Genomic DNA, 18,710 nt, shown 5'->3' with positions numbered 1-18,710 from the left:
TTAATCACCAACCTTAGTTCCACATTTCCCACAAAAAACTGTACCCTCGCTTAGTTCTGAACCACATTTCTTACATACACATTTTTCTTCTATTTTATCAGGTACAACTCTCTCACCGCAAGAGGGGCAGAACTGAACATTGTTATCTAACTCTTTACCACATTTTCCACATTTTTTCTTTTTAGGTTCCTTTGGCTTTGGTGTTCCACATTCTGGACAGAAGTTCATATCCTGTGCATATTTCGCACCACATTTAGGACATTTAATTGAATTATTTGATTTATCACCTAAATTAGATTCAACAGTATTCTTTACAGTACTAACAACTTCTTTTGTTTTTTGAGAAATGTTAGAAAATGTATCATCAATACTCTTATCTCCATTTTTATGACGGAAATAAGCAAGAGCACCACATACTACCATAATCACTGCACTAAGTAAACAAATATATGCACCAAAATCATGCTTTCCTACACCTTCAACCGCATTATAATCTGACATGAAATCAAATAACACTATAGCAATAGTTAGGATAGAAGCTCCTAACGTAAAAATATATTTTCTTAGCCACATGCAAATACATGCTAATATGCAAAGAATCAATGTGAATTTACCATCACCAGATATATAATTAACACTGCTACTCGCGCCTAATAAACTAATTGTATAATATGGCATGAATGTACCTAATATACAAATAATGCTTGATACATATAATCCTATTTCTTCTAATTTCATACTTTTTCCTAAAATAACATAACTCTTTTCCATTTTCTTCTCCTTTTCACATCATTAGCCATATTGAATTACTACAATTATTTTTTCTATTACATTACATTTAGGTTTATGCATAGTCTCCTATTTTGTACGTAAAATGAAAATAATTTTAGATTAATCCTCTATTTTATTCCTACATTTATTTGCTAATATGATTTCTAATTCTTTGATTTTTTCTGAATCAGTTTTATTCTCAGTATCTCTTTTATCATAATTTGGTAGTATTTCTGACTCAATATATGCGTAGTAAGCCTGTCTTTTAACTTCATTATTAACTGATTTTGCGACAAACTTTCCTTTGATTTCTTGCCCATTGTCACGTTTATCAAAAGTATTATAAATAGTCACAACTTTTTCACCCTCAGAAACTAAATTACAGTTATATGTTCTCACTTTAACTTTGAGTCCAGATTTTTCTTTATATTTGAATGAGTATAATTTCAGATTGTTGCTTTCAATATATTTATTCATCCATATATTTATATCTGTGAGATTTAAATCCTTAATCAGTTTATCAAAATTTGATAGATATGTATTGAATAATGAAATAAGTGTAGATATATGGCTTCGGTATAGAACTCCCTCTATTTCATCATCAGATTGCAAAAGCGTACCTATTGCCTGTTTTAAGGTTTTTAACTTATTCTTTGAATTCCTTCTATGAACTGAGTTGGGAACAAATTGTACTTTTACTAAGTCTAGGCCATGCACACTCTCAACAACAGTGTAGATATCTAAAACCGCATCTTTATGAATTTTAATAGTGAATACATAATCATTATCTTCTTGATCTACTATATGACAAGCAAGGTTATTTGCTTTGCAATAATCAAAGACTCCTAAAATACATTTTAGATAACCTTCTTTATTATAAATATATTCATAGACCATAAATACAGACCCCTTTTTCATTTCTTTTTTTATATCTGCCATATTGCTATCTACATAATTACTTACTATTTTTTCTACAATCTCTCTTTTCACAACATCAAATCATGTTGAAGATCTACAAGTATTTTACCTAAGGTGATTTTTAATGATTTCAATAAGTTAAACCTATCTTCACTAGTTTCAGTATCACTTTCTGCTTTTGCTAGTTCCTCTTCAATCTTTTTCAATCGGTCTTCTGCTTCGTTATACAAATCTTTTTTAACTTCTCTTAATTGTTTTCGTTTTATGTTTTTTGCTATTACTCCACCTGTTAAAGCAACTCCAGCCACAGGTAACGCACCTAGAACTAACACACCTGCAGCCATTCCACCGCCAACGATTGAACCAGCAGTTGCTAGTGCTGTAGTAATGCCAGCTGCTGACAATCCTGTTATACCTAAACCATATAATGCAAGAAATGAAACTCCAGCTCCGCCACCTGCACCTAAAGCGTTTGAAAGAACATCAATTAAAGGACTATCTTTAATCGTCCTTGTAGGGTCACCAAGCGTTATTGATGCTTCATTGATTACATCTACAACAGGTTGTAACGATTTAATATCCTTGAAAATCATATCCTCATTTTTCTTACTTTTCTCCATTTTTTCTCTCCTTTTCCCATACCTTAATGTAGTTATATTCATAAAACACTACACACAGTAGTTGATACAATAATATTACTACACTTGAGAGTTTATTTCAACATCGCACTACCATTTATTCTATAATTTAAGAACAAAGGGGGTGCAATCCTATGAGAAATATTGGAGAAATCATCCAGGACAATTTAGAGATGAAAAACATGACTCAATCTGAATTAGGTGAAAGACTAGGTCTTTCTCAGAAAGCCATCTCTAAATATGTAACAGGGAAGTCTCTACCATCCATTGACACCTTGGAAAAAATATGTTCAATTCTTGATGTCAACATCACTTCTTGCTTTAACTTAAACTTAATCAATTCTTTGCCACCCCAAAATAAGGATGAAATGGAAGTTCTGAACTACTACCGATTGCTGAACAGAAAAAATAAATCCCTTGTCAAAAATCTTCTGATTGCTTTACCAAAAGACTAATTCTTTTCAGCGTTCCTCAGGGAAGAGCATTAGTGTATGCTCTCCGTCATCAATGACCCAAACAGTGTACACTTGTCCTGCTTCCTCTGTTCCCACACTTGCCGTATGAAATTCAAAAGTAGTTTTGAATTCAGGTTCACTACTACTCTGTTCAATGATGATGTGTCTATCGGAATGCTTCACCTTGAACACTTGTAAATAATCTACCTTACTTCTCTTATCCCTCAGCTTGTCAATCATCTGCCAAATTAACAACTGAATGGTAAGGGGAACTTCAGAAGCTATTCCCCTTGTTAAGTAACGCTTATTATCAAACATATAAAAAATATCCCTTAACCGTTGATTGATTGGTTAAGGGGTTTATTTTTGATTGACGATGTTACGCAGATATTTCATGAATTCATCTGTAAATAATTTATCTTTAATTGCTTTTTCAAACAACTGGATGAACTCCATCTCAGTTAAATCGCACGGTCTTACAAGCATTTTGTTTTGAATGTTTCCTCCACGATTTCGCATATTCTTGTACAGACAAATTCGGATTTCCTCACGTTTTAATTCTTTAACGAAGATTTTCTCAAATGCATACGTATAGCCTAACCCGTCTTTATCTGCAATCTTAGTTGACTGTAACAAGGTGCAGTACTTTGTTTCTTTAACTTGTGGTTTTTGTGGATCTTCCTTGGCTACCTTTGCATTTATTGGTGCTACTGGTGCTTTTTGTTCTGTTTCTTTCATTGTTTTTCTTCTCCTTTATGTTTACCTAAATCAATTATTTCATTTACTACTATCAATGTGATTCCAATAATAAGACCAAGTATCTGAAAGTTATCCTTCTTCATTTTGATTTTTTCCTACAGATCGTCTTTATTTTGCTGTACTGATAGTAAAAGTCAACTGCCAATTTCAACCCTTGGTATATCAGCTTGTAATTTTGCATCAACTCATCTCCTTTACATTTGACTTTACTTTGCATTGGAATAGCAACATTAAATAAAATCCGTAGTATTCACTGATTTCCGAAGCAATTTCATTTAATGCGCTGATTTTAATAGATTCCAAACCATACTCCTTGTATTTCTTCAATGTGTAAGTAAACGAATAGGGGAGTTTTACAAGGATTTTAGAAACATCATACTGATTTTTAAATCTAAGTTCAAAGTTAAGATTCAGCTTGAAGTACTTATCTGTTTTCTCTGTTGTATATGCTAATGAGAAAGCTCCTTCGAAATCATCATATTCATCCTTATTATCAAACACTTGTATATCTTGTTTACCAACTTCAAGAATATCGCAACGTACGTATATTTTAGGCTCAAGCATCATTTTCACCTCCTTTCCTTTTAATTGGTGCTCCCTAACAAATGCCCAGCATCACCCCCTTTCTTTTTGTGGTGTCTGTGGTGTTAGGATTTCATGTTGCTTAAAAGTACATGAGTTTACTACTTTCCATGTTTTTCAGGACATATGCTTTCTGAAATCCTCGTTATTTGGACATGAAAAAAAGGCATTCAACGACGTTTCCCCTTAGGATGCATACGTTAAATGCCTTTACATATAAAAAACTCACTTTTACATGAGTTTACGTGTTTTTTATTGGAGCAGATGAGGGGAATTGAACCCCCGTATCAGCCTTGGCAAGGCTGTGTTCTACCATTGAACTACATCTGCATAACTGGCGGTCCAGATGGGACTCGAACCCACGATCTCCTCCGTGACAGGGAGGCATGTTAACCACTACACCACTGGACCAGCATATTCGATTCAAGCAAAAGATTAAAATGGCGGTCCAGATGGGACTCGAACCCACGATCTCCTCCGTGACAGGGAGGCATGTTAACCACTACACCACTGGACCTTCAGCTTGTATCACCACAATGCCTATATATAATACCATGAAACTTCCTTCTTGACAAGTGAAAAATGAATTTTTTTATAGTTTTTTCGTTACAAATTCACATATGTGCTATAGAAAAGGCGACATAGCTAAATTGTATTTCCTATTCTTCATTCCCGGCATGATTGCAGCGTAATACACACCTTTTACTGCCTCATTGTATTTCTTGTAAATCTCTTTCTATGCTTTTTTTAACTATCTAGATTTTCCATCACAGCAAATGCCCAGCGAACTCACATAAGAAATGAATGTAATGAATTATATAAATAACACTTCCTACGCCAAATCACAAAGCAGCCTTATTTCTATAATTTTACATACAGATAAAACACTCCATATGCATACACTAAATCATCCATGCTATCAAAAAGAGACTCCAAAACGGAATCTCTCAAATGCTCAGGCTAACCCGAATTGCCCGATTGATCTTCTCCAGTGTCTTATTATCCAAAGTACAAATCCACTGTCCCAGCCTTTTCTTATCAATAGTTCGTAACTGCTCGCAGAGAATCATGGAAACATAGCTCAGCGAATCATCACTGAATATCACATGCGTAGGGATTGGCGGCTTCGACATCTTCTTCGAAATTGGAGCGACAATAATCGTTTTTGAATAACGATTCCCCTTATCATTCTGCACGACAACTACTGGACGGATGCCTCCCTGCTCACTTCCAACCACTGGAGACAGATCTGCATAATAAACATCTCCTCTCTTTATCATTACTTCATCACAGCCACCTGCATGCTCATAATCACCTGCATCATTTCCTCCGGACTCAGGTCATCAGAAAACACAGTGAACTCCACATTATCATATACAGCGCTCAAATGATTACCATCATAGAATCCAACCACATCCAGAGCATCCATCATCTCACCAGGCATAATCACTGTCTGCGTATCCTTCGCAGTCTCTTTTTTTGTCTCAACAACTGTGAAATTCTTTTCACCTGTATACTCCAGAACATGCTTTGTCTGTCCATTTGCATTCATACTGCTGATATTCTCAAGCTTTGATTCATAAACCATCACCGGATACAGTGGCAAGTCAGCATCTGTAATAGCTGAAGTCGTCTTTGATTTCTCCAACACTGTTGGTGCTTTGAAATAATCATCCTTGATTTTTGCATTATACTCTGCCTTCGTGAACACGATTTTAAGCTCAGATGTATTATCCTTATTGTAAATTTGAAGCCATTTCAGCTTGGCATCCTTATCAAACATGATCTCCTCATGATCAAAATTCTTATTATTCGGATAGGAAACCTTGCTGCTGACAAGATAGCCGCCCTTTTCTTCTTTAATTGCTGCATCCTTCCCTTTAACGATATCTGCAATCGACTGTAAAAGATATGGCTTTGGAGAGTTCATTGGCCAGTCTCCTTCAAACTTAAAAATCTGATTCAAACTTGGCGTGACAACAAAAACTCCGGCATCATTTCTTAAGATAATCTGTTCCTGATTCAACTCCTTATCTGTTAATGTAACCTTAAAAAGATCTTTATCAGCTTTTTTATAGCCAACCTCTACCGCATACGACTTTACATCTTCACCCTTAGCAATTTCCATATTGCCCTCAAGAATATACGAATTCATATCAGACATCTTCTTTTCAAATTGCTTGTCAAAGGATTTTGGCTTCATTGCGAAGATCAGAGCGATAGCCAGAACTGCAATACCAACGCCTGCAATGATTTTAGCTTTCATATTAAATCTCCCTCCTGCTCATCCTACTTTATGCCCGGATTTCCGGAATCATTCATAATTACGGAATATTTTCATAAAGTAGAACAGGTGAATAAAATGAAAAAAACACAAAAGATCTGCTTGATTATCACGATTATATTCTGTCTGAATTATGCGCTATCCATGCTTTTGAACGTTCAGTACCTCAGCACTCTGATAACCGCCAGACCATGGCTGGAAAAGCTGTGCGCCTTCCTCATCGGTGTCTGTGCCTTTATAGACATTCTCCTGTTCAAGCCGGAGGACTAGCAAAAAAAAGCTCTGAATGCTGTCACAATTCAGAACTCTGTGTTTATATTATGCATGGCTCCTTGCGGCTTCCTCCAGCTCGATTCCAGGATCAGCTGTCAAATCAAAGTCTCCGCGAACACCATGTATATATGCGATATAGCCCGCAACTGCTATCATTGCCGCATTATCAGTACAGCAGGAAAGTGGAGGAATGATAAATTCTACATTCTTATACTTCTCTGCAAGCCCCTTTTCCACCTTCTCACGCAGGCAAGAGTTAGCCGCAACGCCACCGGCAAGCACCATTTGAGCAGGGTGATACTTTTCCAGTGCATACTCCGCGCGCTCCAGCAAAGCACCAAAGGCTGTTTCCTGATAGGATGCAGCTAAATCTGCTGCTATAAAGGATTCGCCCTTACGCTCACAGCGATCAATAAACTGTAATACACTGCTTTTAAGTCCGCTAAAGGAAAAGTCCATCGGATGCTCTGTTTTTGGTCTTGCCAGCTTGTAGACAGGCTTCCCTTCCTTGGCAAGCTTATCCACATATACACCGCCCGGATACGGCAGCCCCAGGACACGGCCAACCTTATCTCCAGCCTCACCGATTGCATCATCCTGTGTGGTACCAAGAATTTCAAAGATCCACTCATCCTTCATATAGACAAGCTCTGTATGTCCTCCGGATACAACCAGCGCCAGCAAAGGAAATTTTAAATCTGCAATCAGCCGGTTTGCGTAAATATGCCCTGCAATATGATGAACAGGAACCAGTGGCTTATGAAAAGCCCATGCAAGCGTCTTTGCAGCCTGTACACCGATATGCAGACAGCCTACAAGACCAGGCCCCTGCGTAACGGCAACAGCATCTATATCCTCCATCTCAACACTAGCCTGATCCAGTGCCTCCTCAATCACCATGGATATGTTTTCCACATGAATTCTGCTGGCAACCTCTGGAATGACACCTCCAAAATCCTTATGTACATCAATCTGTGTAGCTACGACATTGGACAGTACCTGTTTACCATCCGCTACGATTGCGACGGCTGTTTCATCACAACTGGACTCCACAGCCAGTATTAACGTCTGTTTCATACCAAATTACCTCCCAGGGCTTTGCACATGACAATGGCATCCTCACCGTTATCACTGTAATACCCTTTACGTATATTTACTTCAATAAAATCATAGGCCTTGTAAAGACCTCTGGCGGCAGTATTGGAGGGACGCACTTCCAGCATAACGGTCTCACACTGCTCCTGTTCTGCAGTCTCCACCATTACATCCAGCAGACAACGGCTCCAGCCTTTTCCCTGATAATCAGGATGAATAGCGATATTCGCAAGCTGACAGCATTCAAATGTCGTCCAAAAATCAATAAAGCCAGCGACCTTATCTGCTATCTCCAGCACATACATATGACCAAATTCATTTTCATGTAATTCATAAAGAAACATCTCACCTGTCCACCGACTGGTAAAGCAAATATTCTCAATTTCCAGAATTCGCTCCAGATCTCTGTCCTCTGCTTTACGAATCACGGCTTTACCTTGTATGCATCCGCCTCTTTCAGATAGCGCGGGGTAAGGGTATGGATATTCTCAACCTTCCTGTAATACGGGCGCAATGCGATAAAATTTTTAAGAAAAGCTGCTTCTTCTGCTTCCCTGTCTATCAGCTCACAGTCACCAAACAGCACATACTTCTTATCATCCAGGCGTTCATGGATTTCATCCAGTGTAAGAATTTGCTCCTCCGTTTTAAAGCTTCCACCGCATAATTCCCCGGTATAAGCCCGATTGCTTCTGGCATCCAGCATAACAAAGGCGTTGTCTGTCAGTCCGGCGTACAACTGGAGTGTGGATATGGCATACAGTGGAATATGCTTTCTTGTGCACAAAACCTTAGCAACACACATAGCAATTCTCACCCCCGTATAGCTACCGGGACCATCCGTAATAACAACCTCATCCACATCGTCACTATCCCAGCCGGCTTCCTGCATCAGCCTCATCAATTCCGGAAATATGGTTTCCGATTGCTTTTTCCAGGATACATTTGCAGTCCCGCATACCAGACTATCATTCTCATACAAACCGATAATCAAATATTTATGGGCACTGTCTAAGCATAATGTTTTCATTATAACGCCTCCACGATTTCTTCGTATTTTCTGCCAATCGGAGTAAAGGTAAACCTGCGTTCTTCCTCTTCCCCTGCCTCTCTGGTTATGACGATATCCAGACGCTCGTTAGGCAGTTGATTTTCTATAAAATGCGGCCATTCTATCACACATAAGCCATCATCCTCAAAATATTCCTCAAAGCCGAGATCCTGGGAGATTCCCTCCAGTCGATAGGCATCCATGTGATACATTGGCATCTTCGACCCCTGGTATATTTTTAATATGGTAAAGGTTGGTGAGTTGATTGTTTTCTTTACACCAAGTCCCTTGCCAAGATATTTTGTAAACGTTGTTTTCCCGGCTCCCAGATCACCACTTAGGGTGAGCAGCATTCCGGGCTTTATCATTTCCGCTATTTTAAGTCCAAGCCTTGCGGTATCTTCCAGCGAGTATACAGTAATCTGCTTCATATTTGCCTCCTTCCCCACGTTCCTCACGTAAGTATATAGTAAGCTTAAAACTATAATTTTAATTGCATTAAAACGATTGTATGAATAAGCTGTTTTCAGCCTCTTATGCTTTCTGCAATGCCTTTTTACGCTGCTTCATCGCCCATTGTGACAGGCTATACAGAGATTTGTAAACAGGCAAATCAAATTCGCCTATAAATTCATTGATGGTTGGATTGTAATTGGCCTTAAATTTAGTCAAACCACCCTTTAGACTGCCTTCTATGCCTCCCATATTGCTCCACTTACAGCCATGTTCAAAGCTCCAGGTCATGCATTTATAAAAGCTTGCATATGGTGCCATATAGCGCTTATAGCGATCATCCATTCCTGCATACAGTATCTCCGCAGTTGGCCCAAATTTTACGCACAATGCCCCGGAAACAACTGCCACTTCACCATCCCGTTGCAAATTCTCCTTCAGCTCACGCAGCTCACGGCTTAAAGATGCATGCAGCTCTTCCAGCGTAAACCGCTTCTTTTTTGCATTTTCCGGACATGCTTCCAGTTCCTTTACTGTCTGCTCATAGCGCTTCCTTATATCCTCATACAATTTAGCGAGCGGTAGCTTAGCCAGATAAATAACCGCATCATCCCCGTAAATCTCCAGTAAGCGTTTAAAGTATTCCTGATCGCGAAGATGAATATTTTTACGTTCCTCTGTACAGTGCATGACTTTCGCAAAATCCTCTACACCGTCAATATGATAGGGAAGTACCTCGATCATTTTCTTTTGCACAGTACTTAGAGCCTTTTTACAGCTTTTTGACAACGTGCTTTCGAAATCATCACAGGCATAGACATTGGCATGATAGCGCGGCTGTATCGTGTCGTCGATCTGCTTTGTGAAGCCCTTGAAGACAGCTCCCTGCTTCTGCAACAGCTGTATCATAGCATCAATATGCTCATAATGGTTCTCGTTTGCTTCCTTTATCGTATAATCATTGCAGTGCACAGCAGGATCAAAGGTGATAAACAGGCAGTGATGTCTGCGTGCATAGCGCTTCAGCTCCTTTAACAGATACGCGGTAAGCGCTGCATTGGTATAATCCAGAACAGGGCCGCGTGGAATATAAAACATACTGAAGCCCAGGGGCAGCGGTTTTATTAAAATCATACAGCTTGCTACCAGCTTTCCCTGTTCCTTTACACCTACAATGGAACGCTTCCAATTTTCTTTCACAAGTCCCCATTTGCTGGACTGCAGCAGATTGCATAGCTCATGACTACTTACAAAAGCGTCATGCTCCTGTGCATCCAATTGTTCTATAAATTGATATTGCATACAACCTCCATAGAACTATCTGTTCTTTAGTTTTTTATACAGGGCATACGGCCCCTTTTGAATCGGCAGAATAAAATCGCCGACGAGTTCCTCAACAACACCATTGAAGCCCTTTTTAAATTCATAAACACCATAATCCTGTGCTTCCTTTCTAAAATCTCCGGAAAGCCCATAAAAGTTATATCGCTTAATACCTTGCCGCAAAGCATACTGCAGCATATACCACTGGATTGCATATGGCGCATTAAATTTTTTAAAGCTGTCATAAGCAGCGCTGTAGAGATAGATCAGCTCATCATTTGATTTTATGAAGAATGCTGTAGCCATCGGTATACAGGATCCATGCTCCTGCTCGAGCGCATCTGTGTCCTTATATTTTTTTTCATTTAAAGTCAATGCTTCCTCCACTACTTTCTTCTTTTTCAGAAATTTTTTACTACCTGGAAGCTCTTCAAGCTTGCCCTGTATTTCGGCCTGCTCCTTTACCAGTTGATTTTTTTCCTCATCCAGCTTTTTGCGGAAATCGTTTACGTCCAGATAGGCAAGCAGCAGCTTCGCATCATCTCCGTAAGCAAGCATTTGATTGCGATAAAATTCCGGCTCGCGTTCAGTAAAATCACAGCGTTGTGAGGTGTGATGCATCATATCAAGGAAGATATGCAGTTCATCAACTGAAAGCTTGCGCACCTGGATTCCCTGCTTTAGCGTCTTATTTACTGACCATCGCGTCTGCTGATGCATTCCCTTCAAGAGTGTAGCTTCATCTTTCCCATCAAGATAAAGAGAAAACATCCAGCGGATCTCTGAGATCACCTGAAAATCTTTGGTGAAGCCCTGATGCTCATAACCTGCTTTTATCATATGATCTATAACATAGGAATTATCAAATCCTTGCTCGACTAGTTCTCCGTTCATATCGCGCTCTTTATACAATACATTTGGATCGACAACCATATATAATCCTTTTTTTCTTTTTAAATATGCTGTTAATTCCTTAGTAAAGTACTGAAGCAGCTCCTCATTATGATAATCAATGAGAAACCCTCGCTGTGCATAAAAGAAACGGTATACCTTCATAACCGGTATTGATGTTAGTGGTGTTGCGCAAAGAATGGTATCCTGCTCCTTAACTCCCACATACTCCACTTCCCAGTTTTGAATTTCTTTCAGCTTCATCGCTTTTCGTGAGTTCATAAAATCCCGATAGGGATGCTGATTCTGGAATGCTTCATATTCCTGAGGTGTTAGTGTTGTAAATTCCAAAATTATGTCCTCCTTTTCGGATATATCATTGTAATAATGCAGTTCATGAATTCTTCATTTTTTTATATCGTCAAAACAGTATTATTATACCACGTTTGTTCCTGATTTTTTATTATAAGGATAAATTTTAAGTTATCTTTCTTATTTTATTGGAAAAGTCCATATGATTCATTTCTAAAAGCAAATAATAAAGGGTTTTCACACAGAAGTATCATATTGCACATGAATTTATAAACGTTTGTTCCTGTGTAAACCGGCCTACCTTATAGTTAGAATTCCAGAAAAAGGCATTGTTTGCTTTTCTATTTCATTCGTTAGGCAATCATAATATACCCCCAGATATTTTTAGGTAATAATGTCCTTTAGTATGCAGTACTTCGATCGCAAAGTGAATTATACAAAGCATATTGCTTATATATGGCGAATTTCAATATACAGAATCATATAGGATACTAAAATCTTTCATAATCTGTTGAAAAAAAGACCCAATCATATAGAATAGTGGATCTGTCTTAATCTTAAAAAAAAGACCCATCCAAGGATGAGTCTCTTTACCTGGCAGCGTGCTATCTTCACTGGAGCTCGTCCAGATATTGTCGCCGCTGATATGCTTAACTTCTGTGTTCGGGATGAGTACAGGTGTGTCCACATCGCTATCGCCACCAGATCTCTTTGAGGTCGTTCCCTCAAAACTGAATAACAGTTGACTTTTTTTGTTTCTATGTACCCTCAGGGCACGTGTGATTAAGTCCTCGACCTATTAGTATCAGTCAACTCCACGTATCGCTACACTTCCATCTCTGACCTATCTACCTCGTCGTCTTCAAGGGGTCTTACTTCGTTTGACGAATGGGAGATCTCATCTTGGAGTAGGCTTCGCGCTTAGATGCTTTCAGCGCTTATCCCTTCCCTACTTAGCTACCCAGCTATGCTCCTGGCGGAACAACTGGTGCACCAGCGGTAGGTCCATCCCGGTCCTCTCGTACTAAGGACAGCTCTCCTCAGATCTCCAACGCCCACAACAGATAGGGACCGAACTGTCTCACGACGTTCTGAACCCAGCTCGCGTACCGCTTTAATGGGCGGACAGCCCAACCCTTGGAACCGAATTCAGCTCCAGGATGCGATGAGCCGACATCGAGGTGCCAAACCTCGCCGTCGATGTGAACTCTTGGGCGAGATCAGCCTGTTATCCCCAGGGTAGCTTTTATCCGTTGAGCGACGGCCCTTCCATTCGGCACCGCCGGATCACTAATCCCGACTTTCGTCCCTGTTCGACTTGTCTGTCTCACAGTCAAGCACGCTTCTGCATTTGCACTCGTCGATTGATTTCCATCCAATCTGAGCGTACCTTTGGGCGCCTCCGTTACTCTTTAGGAGGCGACCGCCCCAGTCAAACTGCCCACCTGACACGGTCCCTCACCCAGCTTATGGGTGCAGGTTAGAACTTCAATCAAACAAGAGTGGTATCCCAACATCGGCTCCTCGTATACTGGCGTACACGTCTCTTCGCCTCCCACCTATCCTGTACATCTTTGATCAAAATTCAATATCAGGCTACAGTAAAGCTCCATGGGGTCTTTCCGTCTAGTTGCGGGTAACCTGCATTTTCACAGGTACTAAGATTTCACCGAGTCTGCTGCCGAGACAGCGCCCAAATCGTTACGCCTTTCGTGCGGGTCAGAACTTACCTGACAAGGAATTTCGCTACCTTAGGACCGTTATAGTTACGGCCGCCGTTCACTGGGGCTTCAATTCATTGCTTCTCCTTTCGGATGACAAATCCTCTTAACCTTCCAGCACCGGGCAGGCGTCACCCCCTATACTTCGTCTTGCGACTTTGCAGAGAGCTGTGTTTTAGTTAAACAGTCGCTTGGGCCTCTTCACTGCGGCTCTCTTTTACAAGAGCACTCCTTATCGCTAACTTACGGAGTCATTTTGCCGAGTTCCTTGGCAACAGTTCTCTCGCTCACCTCAGGATTCTCTCCTTGCCCACCTGTGTCGGTTTTGGTACGGGCCGCTATGGAATTATCACTAGAAACTTTTCTTGGAAGCTGGCATCATGTGCTTCAGTACTTGCCCGAAGGCGTTCCCTTACCTGTCACATCTTACATCCCGCTGACGCATTTCACTGTCAGCCTGCTATATGCTTCGACCACAATCCATTTAGTGGCTCACACTAGCCTTCTCCGTCATTCCTTCATTTCCATCGCGGGTACAGGAATATCTGCCTGTTTTCCATCCACTACGCCTTTCGGCCTCGCGTTAGGTCCCGACTTACCCAGGGCGGACGAACCTTCCCCTGGAATCCTTGGGCTATCGGTGTGTAGGATTCTCACCTACATCTCGCTACTCACACCGGCATTCTCTCTTCCATGCTCTCCACCACTCCTTACGGTATGGCTTCTACGTGCATGCAACGCTCCCCTACCACTCAACTCTGAAGTTGAATCCGCAGCTTCGGTAGTATGCTTAGCCCCGGTACATTTTCGGCGCAGGGTCACTCGACTAGTGAGCTGTTACGCACTCTTTCAAGGATGGCTGCTTCTGAGCCAACCTCCTAGTTGTCTGTGCATCCCCACATCCTTTTCCACTTAGCATACATTTTGGGACCTTAACTGGCGGTCTGGGCTGTTTCCCTTTTGACCATGGACCTTATCACCCACAGTCTGACTGCCGAGTATATCTGTATGGCATTCGGAGTTTGATTATACTCAGTACCCCGGGATGGGGCCATCGTACATTCAGTGCTCTACCTCCATACGACTCTTCCTCGACGCTAGCCCTAAAGCTATTTCGGGGAGAACCAGCTATATCCGTGTTCGATTGGAATTTCTCCCCTAGCCACAACTCATCCGCCAACTTTTCAACGGGGGTCGGTTCGGTCCTCCATTCAGTTTCACCTGAACTTCAACCTGGTCATGGCTAGATCACACGGTTTCGGGTCTACATCATCGTACTGCCGCCCTATTAAGACTCGCTTTCGCTTCGGCTCCGTATCTTCTACTTAACCTCGCACGATAACGTAACTCGCCGGTTCATTCTACAAAAGGCACGCCATCACCCTTTAACGGGCTCTGACTTCTTGTAAGCATACGGTTTCAGGTTCTATTTCACTCCGCTCCCGCGGTTCTTTTCACCTTTCCCTCACGGTACTGGTCCACTATCGGTCACTTGGGTATATTTAGCCTTGACGGATGGTCCCGCCTGCTTCCGACAAGATTTCTCGTGTCTCGCCGTACTCAGGATACCACTAGGCTTCGCTAGACTTTCAGATACGGGACTTGCACCCTCTCCGGTCGGCCTTTCAATGCCGTTCTCTTAGCCATGCTCTTGCCATATCGTGGTCCTACAACCCCAGATCAAGATCTGGTTTGGGCTCCTCCGCGTTCGCTCGCCGCTACTTACGGAATCATTCTTATTTTCTTTTCCTCCGGATACTTAGATGTTTCAGTTCTCCGGGTACCTCCCGCATGAGCTATGTATTCACTCATCGGTGACAGCTCATTACTGCTGCCGGGTTTCCCCATTCGGATATCGACGGATCTTTGTGTACGTACCACTCCCCGTCGCGTTTCGCCGTTTGTTGCGTCCTTCTTCAGTTCCAAGTGCCTAGGCATCCACCGTACGCCCTTATTCACTTAATCACGATTAAGTTTTAAGCGTTCTTTTCTTTGCTTAGGTTTTTGCTTGAGTTTTCTGTTTTGTTTAACTTTCTACTCGTGAATATCTATGTTCGTTTACAACTTTCGTTATAGACCTTCATATGTCTTCTGTTATTCAGTTTTCAAAGATCGACTTCTTTTTCGTTGGAAACCTTCGGTATTCCAAAACTGAACAGGAAATGTTCCTTAACCATTTTACTTCTTTTGTACTTTCTCCTTAGAAAGGAGGTGATCCATCCCCACGTTCCCGTAGGGATACCTTGTTACGACTTAACCCCAGTCATCGGTCCTACCTTCGACGGCTCACTCCTTACGGTTATGCCACCGGCTTCGGGTATTACTGACTCCCATGGTTTGACGGGCGGTGTGTACAAGGCCCGAGAACGTATTCACCGCAGCATGCTGATCTGCGATTACTAGCGATTCCGACTTCATGAAGTCGAGTTGCAGACTTCAATCCGAACTGAGACGACCTTTATGAGATTCGCTTCTTGTCACCAAGTCGCTGCTCTTTGTGGTCGCCATTGTAGTACGTGTGTAGCCCAGGCCATAAGGGGCATGATGATTTGACGTCATCCCCACCTTCCTCCGGTTTGTCACCGGCAGTCTCGCATGAGTCCCCAACTTGATGCTGGTAACATGCGACAAGGGTTGCGCTCGTTGCGGGACTTAACCCAACATCTCACGACACGAGCTGACGACAACCATGCACCACCTGTGTGATCCATATTTATCTCTCTATCTCTAGAGCCTTTGCATCCATGTCAAGGCCTGGTAAGGTTCTTCGCGTTGCTTCGAATTAAACCACATACTCCACCGCTTGTGCGGGCCCCCGTCAATTCCTTTGAGTTTCACACTTGCGTGCATACTCCCCAGGCGGAGAACTTATTGCGTTAACTGCAGCACTGAATTCCTCCAACACTTAGTTCTCATCGTTTACGGCGTGGACTACTAGGGTATCTAATCCTATTTGCTCCCCACGCTTTCGTGCCTCAGTGTCAGTTACAGACCAGGCGACCGCCTTCGCCACTGGTGTTCCTCCATATATCTACGCATTTTACCGCTACACATGGAATTCCATCGCCCTCTTCTGCACTCTAGCCTACCAGTTTCCATAGCTTACAATGGTTGAGCCATTGCCTTTTACTACAGACTTAGTACGCCACCTACGCACCCTTTACGCCCAATGATTCCGGATAACGCTTGCCACCTACGTATTACCGCGGCTGCTGGCACGTAGTTAGCCGTGGCTTTCTGGTAAGCTACCGTCACTCCCATAGCATTTCCTCTATGAGCCGTTCTTCACTTACAACAGAGCTTTACGATCCGAAGACCTTCTTCACTCACGCGGCATTGCTCGTTCAGGGTTCCCCCCATTGACGAAAATTCCCTACTGCTGCCTCCCGTAGGAGTTTGGGCCGTGTCTCAGTCCCAATGTGGCCGTTTACCCTCTCAGGCCGGCTACGCATCATCGCCTTGGTGGGCCGTTACCTCACCAACTAGCTAATGCGCCGCAGGTCCATCCATGTTCACACCTTGAGGGGTGCTTTAATATACAGAGCATGCGCTCCGTATACCTATCCGGTTTTAGCTACCGTTTCCAGCAGTTATCCCAGACACATGGGCAGGTTACCTACGTGTTACTCACCCGTTCGCCACTAAGTCTCTTTGGAAGCAAGCTCCCTAGAGACTTCGTTCGACTTGCATGTATTAGGCATGCCGCCAGCGTTCATCCTGAGCCAGGATCAAACTCTCCATTTGATTTAGCTCTAACGCATGACTTGCGTTTGAATTTCATTTTAGTTATCGTTATTCCGAGAATATTGTTTTCTCAAATAATTGACGTTTCCTGTTCAGTTTTCAAAGACCGAAATTTCTATTTCGTGCGCCGCTGTTTCTCATCAGCGCTCGTATATAATACAACGAATCATTCTTTGTGTCAACGTTTTATTTCACTTTTTTTGATTTTTTGTCATATTTCCTTCATATACCGCGTATATGCCTTATTTAGCTCTTTTATCCTCTTCCATATAACGCAGGTATTTATCATACAAGGCAGATATCTCACGATGCTCAAACGGTGAATTCTGAAGCCGGATATCTACCATCAGTCGATCCAGACCACGATGTATCGCTTCATCCAGCTTCCGGCTGTATCCCATTTCTGCTGAATGCTGCCGGTATTCATCCTCATCCAGCAAGGTTGTCTTTCCTGTTGGCGATACCTTCACATCCAGATCGTAATCAATATTCTTAATTGCTTCTCCATCATAAAGAGACGGTGAGGCAAGATTGCAGTAATAATGAATACCGGATTTGCGGATCATGCAGATAACATTGTACCATTTATCCGGATAGAAGAAACAGATTGCCGGTTCCCTTGTAACCCATTTGCGACCATCCGATTCACTGACAAGTGTTTTGTTGGTTACAGCAACAATGCGCCGTTCATTTGCTTCTATGACATATCCCTTAGCCCAGGTCCTATGAAGACTACCATCATGCTTATAGCTTTGGATATAAACATATTCTCGTTCTTGTATTTCCATGACGTCCTCCTGTGAGTTTCTATTATAGCAGATAAAACCTTGAAAGCAAATGCATACATGCGGATATTCCACTCCATACTAATGTATGAAAGGAGATGTATGACTTACACACAGAGTCATACGAGTGAACACTATGCTGACACCTAAAGACGTATTGTATATGGAAGATATCCTGGATCAGACACTTGTTTTAAATAAACGTGTTGCCAATGATATCACAATGATTCAAAGTGAGGAAGTAAAGAGCTGTTTTGAAAATGTACAGGAAAAATTAAAGGAGCATTACCAGACATTACTGGAAATCCTGGAAAGCGAGGCTAAGTAATATGGCAGCAAAATCAAAAAGCTACGGCGATAAGGACATCGCTACCAATCTGCTGGTAACATTAAAGCATATGAAAGCAGAGCTAAATACATTTACACAGGAAGCAAGCAACGATGAATTATTCGAAAAAATTGATGAGGTTTATACCTGCGTATCAACTTTGCAGCGTGATGTATACAACATGATGAGCGCACAGGGCTGGTATAAGATGACACCGGATTCCGCTAAGAATATTTCTAAGGCATATACTAAATTTTCAAAAAGTGAAAGTGAGTTATCTTAATGGATAACTCCTTTTTCTTTTCTTAAAATCATGATACGATATCC

The 18,710-nt window shown here is 41.6% G+C and carries 19 protein-coding genes, 3 tRNA genes and 3 rRNA genes; 4 read left to right on the top strand and 21 right to left on the bottom strand.

All coding sequences use genetic code 11. From position 1 onward, the window contains the following. The 3 genes from GKZ87_04690 to GKZ87_04680 all read right to left on the bottom strand — a co-directional run bounded on the left by GKZ87_04690 (position 1) and on the right by GKZ87_04680 (position 2,309). Positions 1 to 771 carry a zinc-ribbon domain-containing protein gene (locus tag GKZ87_04690; protein QSI24847.1) on the bottom strand — a complete coding sequence of 257 codons (771 nt, stop codon included), beginning with the start codon at positions 769 to 771 and terminating at the stop codon, positions 1 to 3. A 120-nt stretch (positions 772 to 891) separates the two neighbouring features. Beyond that, positions 892 to 1,710, bottom strand: a complete 819-nt coding sequence (locus GKZ87_04685) for a hypothetical protein (protein ID QSI24846.1) — start codon at positions 1,708 to 1,710, stop codon at positions 892 to 894. 47 nt (positions 1,711 to 1,757) lie between these two features. Next, positions 1,758 to 2,309, bottom strand: coding sequence for a hypothetical protein (locus GKZ87_04680; GenBank protein QSI24845.1), 552 nt, complete (start codon positions 2,307 to 2,309; stop codon positions 1,758 to 1,760). A gap of 152 nt (positions 2,310 to 2,461) precedes the next feature. Here GKZ87_04680 and GKZ87_04675 point away from each other — a divergent pair, with 152 nt between their 5' ends. After that, entirely contained in the window at positions 2,462 to 2,782 is a 321-nt protein-coding gene (locus tag GKZ87_04675) for a helix-turn-helix domain-containing protein (GenBank protein QSI24844.1), read from the top strand. 6 nt (positions 2,783 to 2,788) lie between these two features. On the opposite strand, the gene GKZ87_04670 is transcribed toward GKZ87_04675, so the two are convergent. The 8 genes from GKZ87_04670 to GKZ87_04635 form a co-directional block, all read right to left on the bottom strand. After that, positions 2,789 to 3,100, bottom strand: coding sequence for a hypothetical protein (locus tag GKZ87_04670; protein ID QSI24843.1), 312 nt, complete (start codon positions 3,098 to 3,100; stop codon positions 2,789 to 2,791). Positions 3,101 to 3,142: 42 nt separating this feature from the next. After that, positions 3,143 to 3,484, bottom strand: a complete 342-nt coding sequence (locus tag GKZ87_04665) for a hypothetical protein (GenBank protein QSI27882.1) — start codon at positions 3,482 to 3,484, stop codon at positions 3,143 to 3,145. A gap of 237 nt (positions 3,485 to 3,721) precedes the next feature. Continuing rightward, on the bottom strand, positions 3,722 to 4,108 hold the full coding sequence (locus GKZ87_04660) for a hypothetical protein (GenBank protein QSI24842.1): 387 nt from the start codon (positions 4,106 to 4,108) through the stop codon (positions 3,722 to 3,724). Between the two features lie 271 nt (positions 4,109 to 4,379). Beyond that, positions 4,380 to 4,453 (bottom strand) — tRNA-Gly (locus GKZ87_04655). Positions 4,454 to 4,458: 5 nt separating this feature from the next. After that, positions 4,459 to 4,534 (bottom strand) — tRNA-Asp (locus GKZ87_04650). A 30-nt stretch (positions 4,535 to 4,564) separates the two neighbouring features. Continuing rightward, positions 4,565 to 4,640, bottom strand: a tRNA-Asp gene (locus tag GKZ87_04645). Positions 4,641 to 5,070: 430 nt separating this feature from the next. Then, the gene (locus tag GKZ87_04640) at positions 5,071 to 5,403 is read right to left on the bottom strand and encodes a PemK family transcriptional regulator (GenBank protein ID QSI24841.1); all 333 of its coding nucleotides are present in this window, start codon (positions 5,401 to 5,403) and stop codon (positions 5,071 to 5,073) included. Then, complete coding sequence (locus GKZ87_04635; protein ID QSI24840.1) at positions 5,403 to 6,389, bottom strand: hypothetical protein; 987 nt, start codon at positions 6,387 to 6,389, stop codon at positions 5,403 to 5,405. The genes GKZ87_04640 and GKZ87_04635 overlap by 1 nt, the downstream gene beginning before the upstream one ends. 96 nt (positions 6,390 to 6,485) lie before the next feature. Between GKZ87_04635 and GKZ87_04630 the strand changes: the two genes are divergently transcribed. Beyond that, the gene (locus GKZ87_04630) at positions 6,486 to 6,677 is read left to right on the top strand and encodes a DUF378 domain-containing protein (protein QSI24839.1); all 192 of its coding nucleotides are present in this window, start codon (positions 6,486 to 6,488) and stop codon (positions 6,675 to 6,677) included. 48 nt (positions 6,678 to 6,725) lie between these two features. Here GKZ87_04630 and tsaD read toward each other — a convergent pair whose 3' ends face one another. The 10 genes from tsaD to GKZ87_04580 form a co-directional block, all read right to left on the bottom strand. Continuing rightward, a complete protein-coding gene (gene tsaD / locus GKZ87_04625) occupies positions 6,726 to 7,757 on the bottom strand; it encodes a tRNA (adenosine(37)-N6)-threonylcarbamoyltransferase complex transferase subunit TsaD (GenBank protein QSI24838.1) in 1,032 nt (343 codons plus the stop codon). Further along, positions 7,754 to 8,203: a ribosomal-protein-alanine N-acetyltransferase gene (rimI, locus tag GKZ87_04620; GenBank protein ID QSI24837.1), complete on the bottom strand. Its 450-nt coding sequence runs from the start codon at positions 8,201 to 8,203 to the stop codon at positions 7,754 to 7,756. The genes tsaD and rimI overlap by 4 nt, the downstream gene beginning before the upstream one ends. Further along, complete coding sequence (gene tsaB / locus GKZ87_04615) at positions 8,200 to 8,805, bottom strand: tRNA (adenosine(37)-N6)-threonylcarbamoyltransferase complex dimerization subunit type 1 TsaB (protein QSI24836.1); 606 nt, start codon at positions 8,803 to 8,805, stop codon at positions 8,200 to 8,202. The genes rimI and tsaB overlap by 4 nt, the downstream gene beginning before the upstream one ends. Then, positions 8,805 to 9,257 (bottom strand): tRNA (adenosine(37)-N6)-threonylcarbamoyltransferase complex ATPase subunit type 1 TsaE, encoded by a 453-nt coding sequence (tsaE, locus tag GKZ87_04610; GenBank protein QSI24835.1) that lies wholly within the window; start codon positions 9,255 to 9,257, stop codon positions 8,805 to 8,807. The genes tsaB and tsaE overlap by 1 nt, the downstream gene beginning before the upstream one ends. Positions 9,258 to 9,360: 103 nt before the next feature. Further along, positions 9,361 to 10,581, bottom strand: coding sequence for a peptidoglycan bridge formation glycyltransferase FemA/FemB family protein (locus tag GKZ87_04605; protein ID QSI24834.1), 1,221 nt, complete (start codon positions 10,579 to 10,581; stop codon positions 9,361 to 9,363). Positions 10,582 to 10,596: 15 nt separating this feature from the next. Continuing rightward, positions 10,597 to 11,886, bottom strand: coding sequence for a peptidoglycan bridge formation glycyltransferase FemA/FemB family protein (locus GKZ87_04600; GenBank protein QSI24833.1), 1,290 nt, complete (start codon positions 11,884 to 11,886; stop codon positions 10,597 to 10,599). A 511-nt stretch (positions 11,887 to 12,397) separates the two neighbouring features. Then, positions 12,398 to 12,511: ribosomal RNA gene (gene rrf / locus GKZ87_04595) — 5S ribosomal RNA — on the bottom strand. 72 nt (positions 12,512 to 12,583) lie between these two features. Then, positions 12,584 to 15,492: ribosomal RNA gene (locus tag GKZ87_04590) — 23S ribosomal RNA — on the bottom strand. 236 nt (positions 15,493 to 15,728) lie between these two features. Further along, positions 15,729 to 17,270, bottom strand: a 16S ribosomal RNA gene (locus tag GKZ87_04585). The 16S, 23S and 5S rRNA genes sit together here, the layout of an rRNA operon. 242 nt (positions 17,271 to 17,512) lie before the next feature. Further along, positions 17,513 to 18,058, bottom strand: a complete 546-nt coding sequence (locus tag GKZ87_04580) for a DUF402 domain-containing protein (protein ID QSI24832.1) — start codon at positions 18,056 to 18,058, stop codon at positions 17,513 to 17,515. A 133-nt stretch (positions 18,059 to 18,191) separates the two neighbouring features. On the opposite strand from GKZ87_04580, the gene GKZ87_04575 reads away from it, so the two are divergent. Both GKZ87_04575 and GKZ87_04570 read left to right on the top strand, forming a co-directional pair. Continuing rightward, on the top strand, positions 18,192 to 18,383 hold the full coding sequence (locus tag GKZ87_04575) for an oxidoreductase (protein QSI24831.1): 192 nt from the start codon (positions 18,192 to 18,194) through the stop codon (positions 18,381 to 18,383). 1 nt (position 18,384) lies between these two features. Continuing rightward, entirely contained in the window at positions 18,385 to 18,666 is a 282-nt protein-coding gene (locus GKZ87_04570) for a spore coat protein (protein ID QSI24830.1), read from the top strand. The last annotated feature ends 44 nt before the right edge of the window (positions 18,667 to 18,710 follow it).

It is taken from the genome of Erysipelotrichaceae bacterium 66202529 (assembly GCA_017161075.1).
GTDB lineage: Bacteria > Bacillota_I > Bacilli_A > Erysipelotrichales > Erysipelotrichaceae > Clostridium_AQ.
The sequence above is the reverse complement of the archived record's forward strand: the minus strand, read 5'-3'. Positions and strand labels throughout refer to the sequence as shown.